Source organism: Streptomyces sp. NRRL S-118, assembly GCF_000716335.1.
Lineage (GTDB): Bacteria > Actinomycetota > Actinomycetes > Streptomycetales > Streptomycetaceae > Streptomyces.
In genome coordinates, this window is the sequence record NZ_KL591012.1 from 39022 (window position 1) to 55321 (window position 16300).

The 16300-nt window shown below is 74.0% G+C and carries 15 protein-coding genes; 10 read left to right on the top strand and 5 right to left on the bottom strand.

The features are described from left to right. Positions 1-190 precede the first annotated feature (190 nt). Together IH00_RS0120885 and IH00_RS0120890 are read left to right on the top strand one after the other, a co-directional pair. A complete protein-coding gene (locus IH00_RS0120885; RefSeq protein ID WP_031075796.1) occupies positions 191-1114 on the top strand; it encodes a response regulator transcription factor in 924 nt (307 codons plus the stop codon). Positions 1115-1126: 12 nt separating this feature from the next. After that, on the top strand, positions 1127-2527 hold the full coding sequence (locus IH00_RS0120890) for a sensor histidine kinase (RefSeq protein WP_031075798.1): 1401 nt from the start codon (positions 1127-1129) through the stop codon (positions 2525-2527). 6 nt (positions 2528-2533) lie between these two features. On the opposite strand, the gene IH00_RS0120895 is transcribed toward IH00_RS0120890, so the two are convergent. The 3 genes from IH00_RS0120895 to IH00_RS42810 form a co-directional block, all read right to left on the bottom strand. Then, complete coding sequence (locus IH00_RS0120895) at positions 2534-3532, bottom strand: TAXI family TRAP transporter solute-binding subunit (RefSeq protein ID WP_031075800.1); 999 nt, start codon at positions 3530-3532, stop codon at positions 2534-2536. A gap of 206 nt (positions 3533-3738) precedes the next feature. Next, entirely contained in the window at positions 3739-4593 is an 855-nt protein-coding gene (locus IH00_RS0120905) for a class I SAM-dependent methyltransferase (RefSeq protein WP_031075802.1), read from the bottom strand. Positions 4594-4603: 10 nt separating this feature from the next. Beyond that, positions 4604-4762, bottom strand: coding sequence for a hypothetical protein (locus tag IH00_RS42810; RefSeq protein WP_158827875.1), 159 nt, complete (start codon positions 4760-4762; stop codon positions 4604-4606). 691 nt (positions 4763-5453) lie between these two features. Between IH00_RS42810 and IH00_RS42020 the strand changes: the two genes are divergently transcribed. From IH00_RS42020 to IH00_RS0120925, 3 genes are all read left to right on the top strand, one after another. Further along, positions 5454-5624, top strand: coding sequence for a hypothetical protein (locus IH00_RS42020; RefSeq protein ID WP_158827877.1), 171 nt, complete (start codon positions 5454-5456; stop codon positions 5622-5624). A gap of 215 nt (positions 5625-5839) precedes the next feature. After that, positions 5840-7333 carry a tRNA (N6-isopentenyl adenosine(37)-C2)-methylthiotransferase MiaB gene (miaB, locus tag IH00_RS0120920; protein WP_199819788.1) on the top strand — a complete coding sequence of 498 codons (1494 nt, stop codon included), beginning with the start codon at positions 5840-5842 and terminating at the stop codon, positions 7331-7333. A 379-nt stretch (positions 7334-7712) separates the two neighbouring features. Continuing rightward, positions 7713-8429 carry a class III extradiol dioxygenase subunit B-like domain-containing protein gene (locus IH00_RS0120925; RefSeq protein WP_031075808.1) on the top strand — a complete coding sequence of 239 codons (717 nt, stop codon included), beginning with the start codon at positions 7713-7715 and terminating at the stop codon, positions 8427-8429. A gap of 153 nt (positions 8430-8582) precedes the next feature. On the opposite strand, the gene IH00_RS0120930 is transcribed toward IH00_RS0120925, so the two are convergent. Together IH00_RS0120930 and IH00_RS0120935 are read right to left on the bottom strand one after the other, a co-directional pair. After that, the gene (locus tag IH00_RS0120930; RefSeq protein WP_031075811.1) at positions 8583-8834 is read right to left on the bottom strand and encodes an antitoxin; all 252 of its coding nucleotides are present in this window, start codon (positions 8832-8834) and stop codon (positions 8583-8585) included. Between the two features lie 49 nt (positions 8835-8883). Beyond that, positions 8884-9156 (bottom strand): hypothetical protein, encoded by a 273-nt coding sequence (locus IH00_RS0120935; RefSeq protein ID WP_031075814.1) that lies wholly within the window; start codon positions 9154-9156, stop codon positions 8884-8886. Positions 9157-9339: 183 nt separating this feature from the next. Between IH00_RS0120935 and miaA the strand changes: the two genes are divergently transcribed. From miaA to IH00_RS0120960, 5 genes are all read left to right on the top strand, one after another. Continuing rightward, the gene (miaA, locus tag IH00_RS0120940) at positions 9340-10278 is read left to right on the top strand and encodes a tRNA (adenosine(37)-N6)-dimethylallyltransferase MiaA (protein WP_031075816.1); all 939 of its coding nucleotides are present in this window, start codon (positions 9340-9342) and stop codon (positions 10276-10278) included. Between the two features lie 107 nt (positions 10279-10385). Continuing rightward, positions 10386-10883, top strand: coding sequence for a DUF1129 domain-containing protein (locus IH00_RS0120945; RefSeq protein WP_031075818.1), 498 nt, complete (start codon positions 10386-10388; stop codon positions 10881-10883). A gap of 417 nt (positions 10884-11300) precedes the next feature. After that, on the top strand, positions 11301-12209 hold the full coding sequence (gene dapF / locus IH00_RS0120950) for a diaminopimelate epimerase (RefSeq protein WP_052411531.1): 909 nt from the start codon (positions 11301-11303) through the stop codon (positions 12207-12209). Between the two features lie 141 nt (positions 12210-12350). Further along, on the top strand, positions 12351-14525 hold the full coding sequence (locus IH00_RS0120955) for a RelA/SpoT family protein (protein ID WP_031075823.1): 2175 nt from the start codon (positions 12351-12353) through the stop codon (positions 14523-14525). A 267-nt stretch (positions 14526-14792) separates the two neighbouring features. Then, positions 14793-16286, top strand: coding sequence for a M1 family metallopeptidase (locus tag IH00_RS0120960; protein WP_031075825.1), 1494 nt, complete (start codon positions 14793-14795; stop codon positions 16284-16286). Positions 16287-16300 lie beyond the last annotated feature (14 nt).

Consider the following 16300-nt stretch of genomic DNA (forward strand, 5'->3'; position numbering starts at 1 on the left):
AGCTGAAATTGAGCATAACGATCCGGCTGCAACCGGACACTATGCGTGAACGGGGCGGCCATCCTGAGTACGGGTGGATAACGGAAACCCGGGTGTCGCAGGAACGCTCTTGACTGGCATGGCATACATCGGCGTTCATGCCCAGGTGGCCCTACGGTCACCCACGCGACCGCACCTTCGGAGGGGGGCCATGAGACTGCTGCTTGTCGAGGACGACGACCACGTCGCCGCGGCCCTGTCCGCCATCCTCAAGAAGCACGGCTTCGACGTCACGCACGCCCGCAACGGCGAGGAGGCCCTCCAGGCCGTCCTGCCCGCCGCCACGCGCCCCGCCGGTTCCGGCACGGTGTCCCCCGCCCTTGGTACGGGAGCCGGCACCGGTACGGTCCCCGCGGCGGGCGCCGGGACGGGCCAGGGGGCGGGTACCGCCGTCGGCACCGGCGCCACGGGTCCGGGAGCGGGCTCCCGCACCGGCCGCGGCCCCTTCGACGTCGTGCTGCTCGACCTCGGTCTGCCGGACCAGGACGGCTACCAGGTCTGCGGCCGGATCCGGAAGCTCACCACCACGCCGGTGATCATGGTCACCGCGCGGGCCGACGTGCGCTCCCGCATCCACGGGCTGAACCTGGGCGCCGACGACTACGTCGTCAAGCCGTACGATCCCGGCGAGCTGCTCGCCCGCATCCACGCCGTCAGCCGGCGCACCGCGAGCGGCGGTGCAGGCACGGGCACCGCCACGGGGACGGGCGCCGACGGCGAGGGTGCCGCCGGGGCGGCCACCACCGCGGAGGCCCCCCTGCGCCTCGGCCAGGTGGTCATCGAGCTGCCCACCCGGCGGGTCAGCGTGGACGGCACGGCCGTCCAGCTCACTCGCAAGGAGTTCGACCTGCTGGCCCTGCTCGCCCAGCGCCCCGGGGTCGTCTTCCGCCGCGAACAGATCATCAGCGAGGTCTGGCGCACCAGCTGGGAGGGGACCGGACGCACGCTGGAGGTGCACGTGGCCTCCCTGCGCTCCAAGCTGCGCATGCCCGCCCTCATCGAGACCGTGCGCGGCGTCGGCTACCGCCTGGTGGCGCCCGCCGGCCCCACCGGTTCCGCCGCCCGGGCGACGTAACCCGCAGGCCCTGTGCGCACCCGTCTCCTCCCCCTGCTCATCGTCCTCATGGCGGGCGTCCTGCTCGCGCTGGGCTTCCCGCTCGCGGGCAGCCTGGCCGCCGCGCGGCAGCAGACCGTCGTCGTCGACCGCATCGACGACACGGCACGCTTCGCTGCGCTCGCGCAGTTCGTCACCGAGCGCGGCCCCGGCGTCGATGAGCGGAAGGCCACCCTCGAAGGGGAGCTCGCCCGCTACCACGAGGTGTACGGGATCGAGGCCGGCGTCTTCTACCGCGACGGCACGGCCATGGCCCTCGCCACCCCGGGCTGGCGGATCCCGGAGAAGGGCGAGCCCCGCCGTGCCTTCCAGGAAGCCCTGCTCGGCCGCCGCAGCCACAACCCGCCGCAGGTGTGGCCCTGGCAGCCGCACGCCCGGCTGGCGGTCGCCTCGCCCGTCGTACGGGACGGGGACGTGGTCGCCGTCGTGGTCACGTACTCACCGACCGGCCAGCTGCGGTCGCGCATCCTGCACGGCTGGCTCCTGATCGGGGCCGGGGTGTCGGCGGCGATGCTGCTGGCGGTCGGCGCCGCCTTCCGGCTCACCGGATGGGTGCTCAAGCCGGTGCGGATCCTGGACGCGGCCACGCACGACATAGCGACCGGCCGGATGAACTCGCGGGTCGTGGCGGCGGGCGGGCCGCCGGAGCTGCGCCGCCTGGCGCGCTCGTTCAACGAGATGGCCGACAACGTCGAGACCGTGCTCGAACAGCAGCGCGCCTTCGTCGCCGACGCCTCCCACCAGCTGCGCAACCCGCTCTCCGCGCTGCTGCTGCGCATCGAGCTCCTCGCCCTCGAACTGCCCCCGGGCACCCCGGGCAACGAGGAGATCGCCTCGGTCCGCACGGAGGGCAAGCGCCTCGCCCAGGTGCTGGACGACCTGCTGGGCCTGGCCCTGGCCGAACACGCCTCCGCGGACCTGCGGCTCACCGACATCGGCGAGCTGGCGGCCGAGCGGGTCGCCGCCTGGCGGCCGCTCGCCGAGGAGAAGGGCGTCCGCCTGACGGACGCCACGTCGGCCGTCACCGGCTGGGCCGACCCCGTCGCGCTGTCCAGCGCCCTCGACGCCGTGGTCGACAACGCGCTGAAGTTCACCCCGGCGGGGGAGGAGGTCACCGTGACCTCCGCCGCCGACGGCGCGACCTCCACCATCGTGGTCACGGACCGCGGCCCCGGCCTGACCGACGACGAGCTGGCGCGCATCGGCGACCGCTTCTGGCGCAGCAACCGCCATCAGAACGTCAAGGGCTCGGGTCTCGGCCTGTCCATCTCCCGCGCGCTGCTCGCCGCGGGCGGCGGCTCGATCTCGTACGCCCACCACGAGCCGCACGGCCTGCGCGTCACGGTCACCGTCCCGCGCACCGGTCCCCACTGACCTGGGTCAGGGCTTGACCGAGAGGTAGTAGCGCCGCGCGCCCTCGTGCAGCGGCAGCGGGTCGGTGTAGATCGCCGTACGGAGATCCACGAGCTGCGCCGGGTGCACCTCGCGCCCGATCCGGTCCCGGCTCCTGATCACCGTACGGGTGAACGCCTCCGCCATCGCCGGATCGGTCCGGTCGGTGGTCACGAGCAGGTTGGCGACCGCGACCGTCTCGACCGGCCGGCCCTCCTGGGCGCGGGCATAGGCGTCGGCGGGCATCACCGCGGACCGGTAGTACCGGCTGCTGCCGCCCTGCGCGTGGACGCGGTCCACCAGCTCCTCCGGCAGCGGCACGAGCCGGACGGGGAAGCGCTCCGAGAGCTTCTGCACGGCGCTGGTGGGCAGCCCGCCCGACCAGAAGAAGGCGTCCAGCCGGTCGTCCTCCAGCAGCTTCGGCATGGTGTCGATACCGGCGGAGACCGGTCGGACGTCCTGCGCCGGGTCCAGCCCCGCGGCCGTCAGCAGCCGGTTCGCGATCAGCCGCACGCCCGAGCCCTCCTGGCCGACGCCGACCCGCAGACCGCGCAGGTCCTGGGCCGACCGGACCTTCGAGGACCTGGGCACGACCAGCTGCGCGTAGTCGTCGTACAGCCGCGCGCAGCCGCGCAGCCGGGACGCTCCGGGCCTGCCGTCGCGGAGGTAGGTGGCGACCGCGTCGGCCGTGGCGATGGTGAAGTCGGCCTCACCCGAGGCGAGCCGGGCCAGGTTCTGCTGGGAGCCCTCGCTGGTGCGCAGGCTTATCGAGACGTCCGGGACCTCGCGGTCCAGGGCGTCCTCCAGCAGGGCGCCGTACCGCTGGTAGACCCCGGTCGGCACGCCGGTGCTGAAGGTGACCCTGCCCTGCGGGGACGGCTCCCCGGCCGGGAGCAGCCACCACAGCAGCAGCCCCAGCACCACGAGCACCGCGGCCGACCCCTCGAGGGCGTGGCGGCGGCTGATGCGGGGCAGGTCCGGGAGCATGGGCGCGATCCTGCCAGCTCACGCGCCGCCCTGGCCAGGCCCCTCCCGGAAGCCGGGCCGTCCGTCGCTCGGGGTGCACCGGACGTCACACGGACGTCATCCGGGCGGTGCGGGCGGACCTCATCCGGGCGGTGCGGGCGGACGTCATCCGGGCGGTGCCGGCGGACGTCATCCCGAGCGGCGCCGCTGCCCTCCCCTGGCGGGCCTCACGGTCTCGCGGCGGTGCAGATGTTGTACCGCCACGTCTCCTGGTGCCGGTACAGCTCCACGCCGCTCATGGCATTGACCAGCAGGTCGCCGCGCCCCACGCTCCGGGCCACCGCGTACGGCACGCGCCCGAGGAGGGAGAAGGCGCGCAGCATGGGCAGGACACGGGCGGTGATGTCGGTGACGGACTCCACCTCGAAGCCCGCCTCGGACACGAGCCGCTCGAGATGCCCGTGCGGCAGCATCGCGGGCATCGCGGCCAGCTCGCAGATGTCGGAGAGCACGCTGTCCGCGCGCGGGGCGAGCTCGGCGCGCGGCGTGCGCGAGTACTCGAACATGACGAGCCGCCCCCCGGGCCGTACGACGCGGAAGAACTCCGACAGCGCCTGCCGCGGGTCCGCGGCGTGGACGAAGGACTCCATGGTGTACAGCCCGTCGAAGGAGCCGTCCGCGAACGGCAGCGCGTGGTAGTCCCCCACGACGAACCGGGTCGCCCGGGCCGCGTGCCCGGACGCCCGGGCCGTGCGCCGGCGGGCGATGGCGACGTCGGAGGCGATGCCGTCGAGGCCCGTGACGTGCAGGCCGCCCTCCGTGGCGACGGTGCGGGCCACGTCGCCCACACCGCATCCGGCGTCGAGGACGCGCGAACCGGCGGGCAGCGCCAGCTTCCGGGCCGTCATGGCCTCCATCCGGCGCATGGACGCCGCGAAGTCCCACGGCGACTGGCCGGGCTCGTACCACCCGAAATGCCGCGTCCGCCCCAGGAGCATCGCGTAGCCCCACCGGGAGCCGATGCGCCTGTAGTAGGGCAGGACGGACCGGCGGTAGTGCTGCGCGGTGCGGGAACCGGGCATGGCCATGGCCCTACGCCGCCGGGATGAGCAGCAGCGGGTGCGGCCGGCGGCGCGTTCGGCCGGGTCGGGGCGTGCGCGGGGCGGACGCCACGGCGGTGGCGACCGCCGGGGCGACGGCGGCGACCCGGACCATCGCCGGTGTCACACGGGGACGTGCCTGCTGGGCCATGGCGGTGTCCTCTCATCGAAGGGGTCGTCGGGCTCGTCGCCGAGCCGGTGGGGTGGTGCACCGGAGCCGGTGGGGCGGGTGGCGCCCGGGATTCCGGTACCTGCCGGGTGTCCGGTCCGGGGGTGGGGCCGGGTGCAGGTCCGGGGGCCGAGGTCGGTCGTCGGGTCGGAGTCCGAGGTCGGTCGTCTGGGTCGGTTGTCCGGTGCGGGTGCCGCAGTCGGACGCGGCGGGAGCCGGCCGGTCGCCCGGTGGCGCCCGTCCGGGTGTTCCGGTCCGGCGCCGTCGGCTCCCAGCGGGCGTTCCGGTCGGGCGTTCGGTCAGTCGTTCGGTCTGTCGATCGTCCGGCACGGGTGATCCGGGTCGGCCGACCGGCCGCCGGACCGGTCCACGCCGCGGCGGGCCTCGATGGTCCCGCAGGCCGGCCCGCGCGTCAGCCGTACCGGCCCGACGGGTAAGACATGCCCCCCGGTCGGCCTAGCGAGTCACCGCCGGCGGTCCGCCGGTCGGGCGAATCCGCGTGGCTCCGCGGTGACGGAGGACAGCCCCCGGTCGCGGGGCCCCATGGTGAGGCAATGGACTCCTCCTCCGCTGTCGTCACGCCGGTTCCTGGGGACCCCGCGCACTGCCCGGCCCGCGCGCGGGCGCCGCACTGACCGGACGGGTGTTCGGCGCGCCGCACGACCGCAACCTCGTGAACACCGCGTGCCGGGAGGACCCGGCGCTGGACCGGGCCGCGCTGGAGTGGGGCCCGGCGACCACGTGCTGGTCATCATCAGCGGCGGCTGCCACGCGCTGGATTGCGCAGGACCGCGTCCACACGTACGGCAGCTTCCACATCGCCGATCCGGCGGTCGCCCGGTGAGCACCCTCGCGGCGCTGACGTCCCAGGCAGCACGCCGACGGCGCCGGGTCCGGCCCGGCCGGACCGGACGGCCGCGGCTTCGAGCCGGCGCTCGGTCCGCTCCTCGACGGTCCGGCCGCCACCGTGACCTCTGAGCTGTGCGGTATGGCGCCGAGCGGCCCCGCGGGAGCCCTTACCCTGGACGGGTGAGCGGTAACGACGTGTCTGGCGGAGCAGTGGACGGTTTGAAAACGTACGAGGTACGCACCTACGGGTGCCAGATGAACGTCCACGACTCCGAGCGCCTCTCCGGCCTGTTGGAGGACGCCGGCTACGTCCGCGCGCCGGAAGGCTCCGACGGCGACGCCGACGTGGTGGTCTTCAACACCTGCGCGGTACGGGAGAACGCCGACAACAAGCTGTACGGCAACCTCGGGCGGCTCGCCCCCAAGAAGTCGCAGCGGCCCGGCATGCAGATCGCCGTCGGCGGCTGCCTGGCCCAGAAGGACCGGGACACGATCGTCAAGAAGGCGCCGTGGGTCGACGTCGTCTTCGGTACGCACAACATCGGCAAGCTGCCGGTCCTCCTGGAGCGCGCCCGCGTCCAGGAAGAGGCGCAGATCGAGATCGCCGAGTCGCTGGAGGCGTTCCCCTCCACGCTGCCGACCCGGCGCGAGTCCGCGTACGCCGCCTGGGTCTCCATCTCGGTCGGCTGCAACAACACCTGCACCTTCTGCATCGTCCCCGCGCTGCGCGGCAAGGAGAAGGACCGCCGCCCCGGTGACATCCTCGCCGAGATCGAGGCCCTGGTCGCCGAGGGCGTCTCCGAGATCACCCTGCTCGGCCAGAACGTGAACGCGTACGGGTCCGACATCGGTGACCGCGAGGCGTTCTCCAAGCTGCTGCGCGCCTGCGGGACCATCGAGGGCCTGGAGCGCGTGCGCTTCACCTCCCCCCATCCCCGTGACTTCACCGACGACGTGATCGCCGCGATGGCGGAGACGCCGAACGTGATGCCGCAGCTCCACATGCCGCTGCAGTCCGGCTCGGACACGGTTCTCAAGGCGATGCGCCGCTCGTACCGCCAGGACCGCTTCCTGGGGATCATCCACAAGGTGCGGGAGGCCATCCCGCACGCCGCGATCTCCACCGACATCATCGTGGGCTTCCCCGGGGAGACCGAGGAGGACTTCGAGCAGACGCTGCACGTGGTGCGCGAGGCCCGGTTCGCGCAGGCCTTCACCTTCCAGTACTCCAAGCGTCCCGGGACCCCGGCGGCCGAGATGGAGAACCAGATCCCCAAGGCGGTCGTGCAGGCGCGTTACGAGCGCCTGGTCGCCCTCCAGGAGGAGATCTCCTGGGAGGAGAACAAGAAGCAGGTCGGCCGCACCCTGGAGGTCATGGTCGCCGAGGGCGAGGGCCGCAAGGACGACACCACGCACCGCCTGTCCGGCCGTGCCCCCGACAACCGGCTGGTGCACTTCACCAAGCCGGAAGAGGCGGTCCGCCCGGGTGACGTGGTGACCGTCGAGATCACCTATGCCGCCCCGCACCACCTGCTCGCGGAGGGCCCGACGACCCGGGTGCGCCGCACCCGCGCGGGCGACGCCTGGGAGAAGCGCATCGCCGCACCGCCGGCCGAGCCGGCAGCCGGCGTCATGCTGGGCCTCCCCGGCATCGGCGTCCCGGCACCCCTCCCGCCGGTCACCGGAGGCTGCGCGGTCGGCTGAGGCGAAAGCTGCGCTGCGGGGCGGGTACGGAACCGGCAGAGGCGAAGGCTGCTGCGGGGCGCGTGCGGGGTCGGTCGAGCCGGAGGGCTGGGTCCGAGGTGTCGGCGTGCGGGGCCGGCTGGGGCGAAGGCCGCGCTGCGGGACGCATGCGAGGTCGCTGAGGCGGAAGGCCGCGTCTGGGCAGGGGCGTGCCACCGTGGCGGCCCGGCCCGGGGCGGGGCCGTGCGTGGACCGGGGCGGGGCGTGCGGGGACCGGGGCGGGGCGTGCGTACGGTCGCCGGGACGGGCCAGGCCCCTTTTCCGTCCCGGCGCGACCGGGGCGGTCCGCGTGCGCTGACCTGCGGGCCGACGGCGGAACGCAGCGACTACGCTGCGGATCATGCTTGTCGCCGCGGCTGTCTGCCCCTGCCCCCCGCTCCTCGTCCCCGACGTCGCCGCCGGGGCCGCGCCCGAACTCGACGCCGCCCGCACGGCGTGCTCCGACGCCCTCGCCGTCCTCGCCGCCGCGCGGCCCGACCGGCTCGTCGTGGTCGGGCCGACGGCAGGGGACGCGGTGACGCGGTACGCGGCGGGCACGCAGGGGGATTTCCGCGGCTTCGGCGTGGACCTCGACGTCGCGCTGGGCGCGCCCGGCGACGGCACCGCGGACGGGCCGCGGCTGCCCGCGTCGCTCGCCGTCGGAGCCTGGCTCCTCGCACGGACCGGCCAGGCCGGCGCCCCCGTCGAGGGCCTGGCCGTGGGGGAGCACCTGGACGCCGCCCGCTGCGCCGCGACCGGCCGCGAACTGGCCGCAGGCGCCGGGCGCGTCGCCCTGCTGGTGCTGGGCGACGGCAGTGCGCGCCGCTCCCTCAAGGCCCCTGGTTATCTCGACGAGCGCGCCGCCGGTTTCGACGAGCGCGCCGCCCGCGCCCTCGGTACGGCGGACACCGAGGCCCTCGCGGCGCTGGATCCCCGCCTCGCGTCCGAGCTGCAGGCCGCCGGCCGCGCCCCCTGGCAGGTACTGGCGGGCGCCGCCGGGGACACCGCCCTGGAGGGCCGCCTGCTGTACGAGGACGCTCCGTACGGCGTCGGGTACGTCGTCGCGGTCTGGTCGTAGCCCGGACGCTCGGGCCGGGCCGGGCCGGGCGGACGCGGACGTCGGCGCGGACACGGTCCGCCCCCCCCCGCGCGCCGGAGACGGCGGCACAACGGCGGACGGCCCCGGAGCAACCGTGCTCCGTGGCCGTCCGCCGTTGTCGTGTGCGAGAGGTCAGGACGTCGAACCCGGAGGCGGCGGCGGTGTGCCGCCCTCCTCCCTGTGGGCGAACCGGCCGAAGGCGTCCTTGGCCTTTCCCGTACCGGACTGGATCCTGTCGCTGTACTTGCCCTTGGTCCCCCGGTCGACCATTCGCGCGGCCTTGTCGAGCCCCTGGTCGACCCTGCCCTCGTGCTGGTGCGCGAAATCCTGGACCTTGTCCTTCGCAGGAGCGAGCTTGGCCTTCATCTGATGCAGGAAGCCCATGGTCACCATCCCTCGGAGTCGCCTTCGTCAGGGGTCGGCGACGCGAGTGTCACTTGCGCGCGCCTTCGCCGGCTTCGTTGTCCGCCGCTTCCTCGGCCGACTGCTGCTTGGGGATGTCCACTCCCTCCGCGGCCGTCTCCGATGTCGCCGCCGTATCGTCCGCCTCCGCCGTCCCACTTGGCTCCGGCGCCGTCCCGGGCGCCTCCGCCTCCGCCTCCGCTCCGGCCTCGCCGGCCGCTGTCACCGGGGTGGTCGCCGTCTCCTCGGTCGATGCCGCGGCAGACTCCTTACCCTTCCGGCGAAACCATGCAAAAGCGCCCATGTCTACTCCATAGCGTACTCGTGTGGGCGAAATTCCGCGCCGTCCGGAGCGTCCCATTGCGTCGCCCGGTGGAGCCGGTCCTGAAAACCGGCGGTCGGAACCTCGCAACAGGCAACGACCCCGAACCCGGGGCGTCACGTAACTCGTTCGGGAAGGGCTCCCGAGGTTTGCGAGACTGGGTCGGTGAGAAGTGCAGCTCCCGCCCCGCGGGTCATCGCCGTCGTCGGTCCCACCGCGGCTGGAAAGTCCGATCTGGGTGTCTTCCTCGCCCAGCAGCTTGGCGGCGAAGTCGTCAACGCCGATTCCATGCAGCTCTACCGGGGGATGGACATCGGAACCGCCAAGCTGACCCTCGGGGAGCGCGGTGGCATCCCGCACCACCTCCTCGACATCTGGGACGTCACCGAGACGGCCAGCGTCGCCGAGTACCAACGGCTCGCCCGCGCCGAGATCGACCGACTGCTCGCCGAGGGGCGCACTCCCGTCCTCGTCGGTGGCTCCGGACTGTACGTGCGCGGCGCCATCGACGCCCTCGAGTTCCCGGGCACCGACCCCGCCGTGCGCGCCCGCCTCGAAGCCGAATTGGAGGAGCGCGGCTCCGGCGTCCTGCACGCCCGCCTCGCCGCCGCCGACCCGGACGCCGCCCGCGCGATCCTGCCCGGCAACGGCCGCCGCATCGTCCGGGCGCTCGAGGTCATCGAGATCACCGGGAAGCCCTTCACGGCCAATCTTCCCGGTCACGACTCGGTGTACGACACCGTGCAGATCGGCGTGGACGTCGGGCGCCCCGAGCTGGACGAGCGGATCGCCGCCCGCGTGGACCGCATGTGGGAGGCCGGGCTCGTCGACGAGGTGCGCGCCCTGGAGGCGCAGGGACTGCGGGAGGGCCGCACCGCCTCCCGCGCGCTCGGCTACCAGCAGGTGCTCGCCGCCCTCGCGGGGGAGTGCACCGAGGAGGAGGCGCGTGCCGACACCGTACGCGCCACCAAGCGCTTCGCGCGCCGCCAGGACTCGTGGTTCCGCCGGGATCCGCGCGTGCACTGGCTCAGCGGAGCCGTGTCGGACCGCGCGGAACTCCCGCACCGAGCGCTGTCGTTGGTCGAACGAGCGGTTACAGCCTGATCACGTGATGGCATCGGGACGCACTGCCCGTCATTCCGGCGGCCAGGAGCGTGCCATCATCGAGCATCGATCGACCAGTGGAGTCCGAGTTGGGAGGGCGCGTGGCGATGGAGGCCGGCCCTCGCGACAGAGAACAGTACGAAGCACCGGACGACATGACACGGCGGGGCGGAGAAGGCACGGCTGAGGCACGGGTGCCGGAAGCGCCGGGCCTGAGCCCGGACGGTCCCGACCTCGACGAGGACGGGGCCCAGGAGATCACCCCGGACGAGGTCGAGGTCGAGCTGCGCCCGCAGCGCAAACTGCGCATCTGGCAGCTCGCCCCCATCGTGGGGCTCGCCGCGATCGGCTCCCTGATGTTCGCCTTCCCCCTCGCCTTCGGCTCGGGCGACGGCGGCGCGGTCCTCGCCATGCTGGGGCTGCTGCTGTGCGGCTGCGCCGCCGGCTGGGGCATGATGGCCGCCCGCCGCGTCGGCTACACCTGGCCGGGCCTGCCCGCCCGGGGCTCCGGCGAGCGCCCCGACTGGCGCGTGTTCGCGCTGTACGCCGTCGGCGTCGCGGTCCTGGTGATCCTGGCGGTCTGGCGCGTGGCCCGCCTCCGCTGAGCCTCGACGGCCGTCGGGCTACGGCGCGTGGCTCGACTCCGCCGGCCCGCGGCAGTCGCCGGTGGCCGACCGCGGCTGATCCGGCTGCGTCAGGGGATCGTCCCGCCGATCCGTTACGGCCGCCAGGTGGCCCGCCCGAGCTGATCCCGGCCTCGGGCCGGGTGCGACGCACAGCACTCATTGCGCCGGGGATTCCGGCTCGGCTGATCTGCTGCGAGTCGGGATCCCACCTACGCTGATCCGCCTGCGGCCCGGGCGTGCGCGACGCACAGCCTCTCCGCCACCGGGAGCCGGCCGCTGCCGACCGCCCGCGGCCCCGGGCCCGCCGTGACCCGCAGCCCCACGCGGCCGGGCGGCGCGGCCGCTCGCAAGGCCTGGGCGAGGGCCGTTTCGTAGGCCACTCGTACGATGGAGCGCATGACCACCGCGCCCATCGCCTTCCTCAAGGGCCACGGCACCGAGAACGACTTCGTGATCGTGCCCGACCCGGACAACGCCATCGACCTGCCCCCCGCCGCGGTCGCCCGCATCTGCGACCGCCGGGCCGGCATCGGGGGCGACGGGCTCCTGCACGTCGTCCGCTCCGCCGCCCACCCCGAGGCGCGGGACATGGCCGGTGAGGCCGAGTGGTTCATGGACTACCGCAACGCCGACGGCTCGATCGCCGAGATGTGCGGCAACGGCGTCCGGGTCTTCGCCCGCTACCTCCAGGCCGCCGGGCACGTCACCGCCGGCGACGTCGCCGTCGCCACCCGCGCCGGCGTCAAGCAGGTCCACCTGGCGAAGAACGGCGACGTCACCGTCGCCATGGGCCGCGCCCGGCTGCCCGAGGACGGCGTCACCGTCACCGTCGGCGACCACAGCTGGCCCGCGCGGAACGTGAACATGGGCAACCCGCACGCCGTGGCCTTCGTCGAGGACCTCGCCCAGGCGGGCGATCTGCGGTCCGAGCCGCACTACACGCCCGCGGCGGCCTACCCGGACGGGGTCAACATCGAGTTCGTCGCCGACCGCGGCCCCCGCCACGTCGCCATGCGCGTCCACGAGCGCGGCTCCGCCGAGACCCGCTCGTGCGGCACGGGCGCGTGCGCCGTGGCCGTCGCCACGGCCCGCCGGGACGGCGCCGACCCGTCCGTCACCGGCACGCCCGTCACGTACACCGTGGACGTCCTCGGCGGCACCCTGGTGATCACCGAGCACCCCGACGGCGAGATCGACATGACCGGCCCCGCCGTCATCGTCGCCGAGGGGCACATCGACCCGGCCTGGTTCGCGGCGTCCGCGCCCGCGCCGGCCGCGCAGCACCCGGAAAACGCAAACGACTGAAGCTTCGCTCGAATGGGTGGTCCCGTTCACGCTGAGCGAGAGCGGGTCTGCGCTGCGTGGTGGGCTCGGTAGCATCAAGCACCGGCCCGGCGGGCATGCCTTGCCCGTCCACCGCCGGTCGACCCCGCCGGAGGTGCCCCCATGAGCGCAGAGGCCACCAACCCCGCGCCCAGCCGCCGGCGCGGCCGCCCGAGGATCGACCTCCGGAGGCTCGGCCGCGCCGCACTGCTCGGTCCCGGCGGGCGGGACCGGCTGCCCGACGCCATCAGCCACGTCGCCGACGCCCACCGGGCGCACCACCCGGACGCCGACCTGGCCGTGCTGCACCGGGCGTACGTACTCGCCGAGTCCTCGCACCGCGGCCAGTTCCGCAAGAGCGGCGAGCCGTACATCACCCACCCGCTCGCCGTCACGCTGATCCTCGCCGAACTCGGCGCGGAGACCACGACGTTGACCGCCTCACTGCTCCATGACACCGTCGAGGACACGGACCTGACCCTCGACCAGGTGCGGGAGCAGTTCGGCGACGAGGTCTGCTACCTGGTCGACGGGGTGACCAAGCTGGAGAAGGTCGACTACGGCGCCGCCGCAGAGCCCGAGACGTTCCGCAAGATGCTCGTCGCCACCGGCAACGACGTCCGCGTCATGTCCATCAAACTCGCCGACCGGCTGCACAACATGCGCACCCTCGGCGTCATGCGCCCCGAGAAGCAGGCGCGGATCGCGAAGGTCACCCGCGACGTCCTCATCCCGCTCGCGGAGCGGCTCGGCGTGCAGGCGCTCAAGACCGAGCTGGAGGACCTGGTCTTCGCCATCCTCCACCCCGCCGAGTACGAACAGACCCGCGCCCTCATCGCCGACAACGCCACCGCAGGCGACGCCCTGGCCGCCATCGCCGACGATGTCCGCAGCGTGCTGCGGGAGGCTGGCATCACCGCCGAAGTCCTCGTCCGCCCCCGTCACTTCGTCTCGGTGCACCGGGTCAGGCTCAAACGAGGCGAGCTGCGCGGCACCGACTTCGGTCGGCTCCTGGTCCTGGTCGGTGAGGACGCCGACTGCTACGGCGTGCTCGGCGAGCTGCACACCTGCTTCACACCCGTGATCTCCGAGTTCAAGGACTTCATCGCGGCGCCCAAGTTCAACCTGTACCAGTCGCTGCACACCGCCGTCGCGTCGCCGGACGGTGCGGTCGCCGAGGTCCTCATCCGTACGCACCAGATGCACAAGGTCGCCGAGGCGGGTGTCGTCGCCCTCGGCAACCCGTACGCCCCGGTCGAAGGCGCCGAGGACGGCGAGGACGGGGTGCGCGCCGACCCGACCCGCCCCGGCTGGCTGTCCCGGCTGCTGGAGTGGCAGCAGGCCACCCCCGATCCCGACACCTTCTGGACGTCGCTCCGCGCCGACCTGGCCCAGGACGGCGAGATCACCGTCTTCCGCTCCGACGGCGGCACCCTGGCCCTGCCGGGCGGTGCGACCTGCGTCGACGCCGCCTACGCGCAGTACGGCGAGGCCGCCCACGCATGCGTCGGCGCCCGCGTCAACGGACGCCTGACCTCGCTCGGTACCGTGCTGAGCGACGGCGACACCGTGCAACTGCTGCTCGCCGAGCCCGACGCGTCGCAGGACGCCGCCTCGGGGCCGTCGCCCGACTGGCTGGACCACGCCAGCACGCCCGCCGCGCGGATCGCCATCACGGGCTGGCTCGCGGCGCACCCCGAAGAGGCGAAGCCCCCGGCGACCGGCCCGCGGCCCCTCACCACGGGGCCCCTCACCACGGGGCCGTTGTCGTCCGAAGGCGCTGCGGCGGAGCCGGGCGAGTGCACCCCGGCCGGCTCCCGCACTCCGTCCCCCGCCGTGGCGGACGCCGTGGTCGCCGACCTCCCCGACGCGGCCGTGCGCCTGGCCCGCTGCTGCACCCCGGTACCGCCCGACACGGTCACGGGCTTCGCGGTGCGCGGCGGCAACGTCACCGTGCACCGCGCCGAGTGCCCCGCCGTACGGCGCATGGAGGCGCTGGGGCGGGCGCCCGTCGCCGTGCGCTGGGGTGACACCTCGGAGTGCCGGGTCACCCTGGTCGCCGAATCGTTCGGCCGCCCGCGGCTGCTCGCCGACCTCACGGAAGCCATCGCCACGGCCGGAGCCGCGATCGTGTCCGCCACCGTGGAACCGCCCAGCGAGCAGCGGGTCCGGCACACGTACACGCTCCAGCTCCCCGACGCGGCCCTGCTGCCCGTCCTCATGCGTGCGATGCGCGACGTGGCGGGCGTCTACGACGTCAGCCGGGCCCAGCACCAGCACGCCACCCGCGCCCACTGAGGAGGGCACAAGCCCCGCTGACCCGCAGGCACGAGCCCCTCATGCGCGCGGCGGCGGAACGCCGGAGGGCCCTGACCGGCGCAGGCCAGCCGGACCGGCGCATCCCCGCCTCCCCTTCGCGAGCGCGCCCCTCGGTCGGCGACACGCCGGGTGCGTCCGGATGCGCGCCCGGCCGGGGGAGGGCGTGCGACGCCGTTCGGGTGCGCGGGAGGTGCGCGGGGCGCGCGCCGTCGCGGCCCGCGCCCGGTGCGCTGATAGCGGTTGCCCATGTCCCTCACATCCCGGTCTCCCGCTCGACCGTCCCGACGCCTCCGCGCGGCCCTGCTGATCGCCGCCTCGGCCGGCCTGATCGCCGCCGGTGTGCCCCAGCCCCAGCCGCTCGGCATCGGCGACCCGCTCTTCCCCCACCTCGGCAACCCCGGCTACGACGTCCTCACGTACGACATCGCCTTCACCTACCAGGGCGACAACACCAAACCGCTGGACGCCTTCACCAGGATCGACGCGCGGGCCACCGCACGCCTGGACCGCATCAACCTCGACTTCACCCACGGCACCGTCCGCTCGGTGCACGTCAACGGCCTGCGCGCCGAGTTCGCGAGCAGCGGCGAGGACCTGGTCGTCCTGCCGGTCCAGCCGGTCGAACAGGGCACCCCGCTGAGCATCGCCGTCTCCCACACCAGCGACCCGAGCGGCCCCCGCGACGCGGGCGGCTGGGTCCGCACCTCCGACGGGCTGGCGATGGCCAACCAGGCCGACGCGGCCCACCGTGTCTTCCCCGGCAACGACCACCCGGCCGACAAGGCGTACTTCACCTTCCGCATCACCGCTCCCAAGGAGCTGACGGCCGTCGCCAACGGGCGCCGGATCGCCCGGGCCGTCGCGGGCGACCGGCAGACCTGGCTCTACCGGACCGCCCACCCCATGGCCACCGAGCTCGCCCAGGTCACCATCGGCCGCTCCGCCGTCGTCGAGCGCACCGGCCCGCGCGGCCTGCCGGTACGCGACGTCGTGCCGGCCGCCGACGCCCAGCGCCTGGAGCCCTGGCTGGCCAAGACGCCGGGCCACCTGGAGTGGATGGAGCGGCTGGTCGGGCGCTACCCGTTCGAGACGTACGGGGTCCTCGTCGCGGATGCCGACACCGGCTTCCAGCTGGAGACCCAGACCCTCTCCCTCTTCGAGCGCTCCCTGTTCGCCGACGGTGACTACCCGAAGTGGTTCGTCGACTCCATCATGGTCCACGAGCTGGCCCACCAGTGGTTCGGCAACAGCGTCTCCCCCCGCACCTGGTCCGACCTGTGGCTCAACGAGGGCCACGCCACCTGGTACGAGGCCCTGTACGCGGAGGAGACCGCCCAGCTGTCGCTGGAGCAGCGGATGCGCAACGCGTACCTGGCGTCCGACGGCTGGCGCGCGGCCGGCGGGCCCCCGGCCGCACCGAAGGCCCCGGCGCCGGGCGAGAAGACCAGCCTCTTCCGGCCGGTGGTCTACGACGGCTCGGCCCTGATCCTCTACGCCCTGCGCCAGGAGATCGGCAAGGACGCCTTCGAGCGGCTCGAACGGCGCTGGGTCACGCAGTACGCGCACTCCACGGCGAGCACCGCGGACTTCGTACGCCTCGCCTCCGAGGTCGCCGGACGCGACCTGACGGCCTTCCTGAAGGGCTGGCTGTACGACGCGAAGACCCCGAGGATGCCCGGCCACCCGGACTGGCGCAGCAAGGACCCGGCCAGGGGGGCGCAGCCGGGGGCGAAGCGCTGAAAACCCGCGTGACG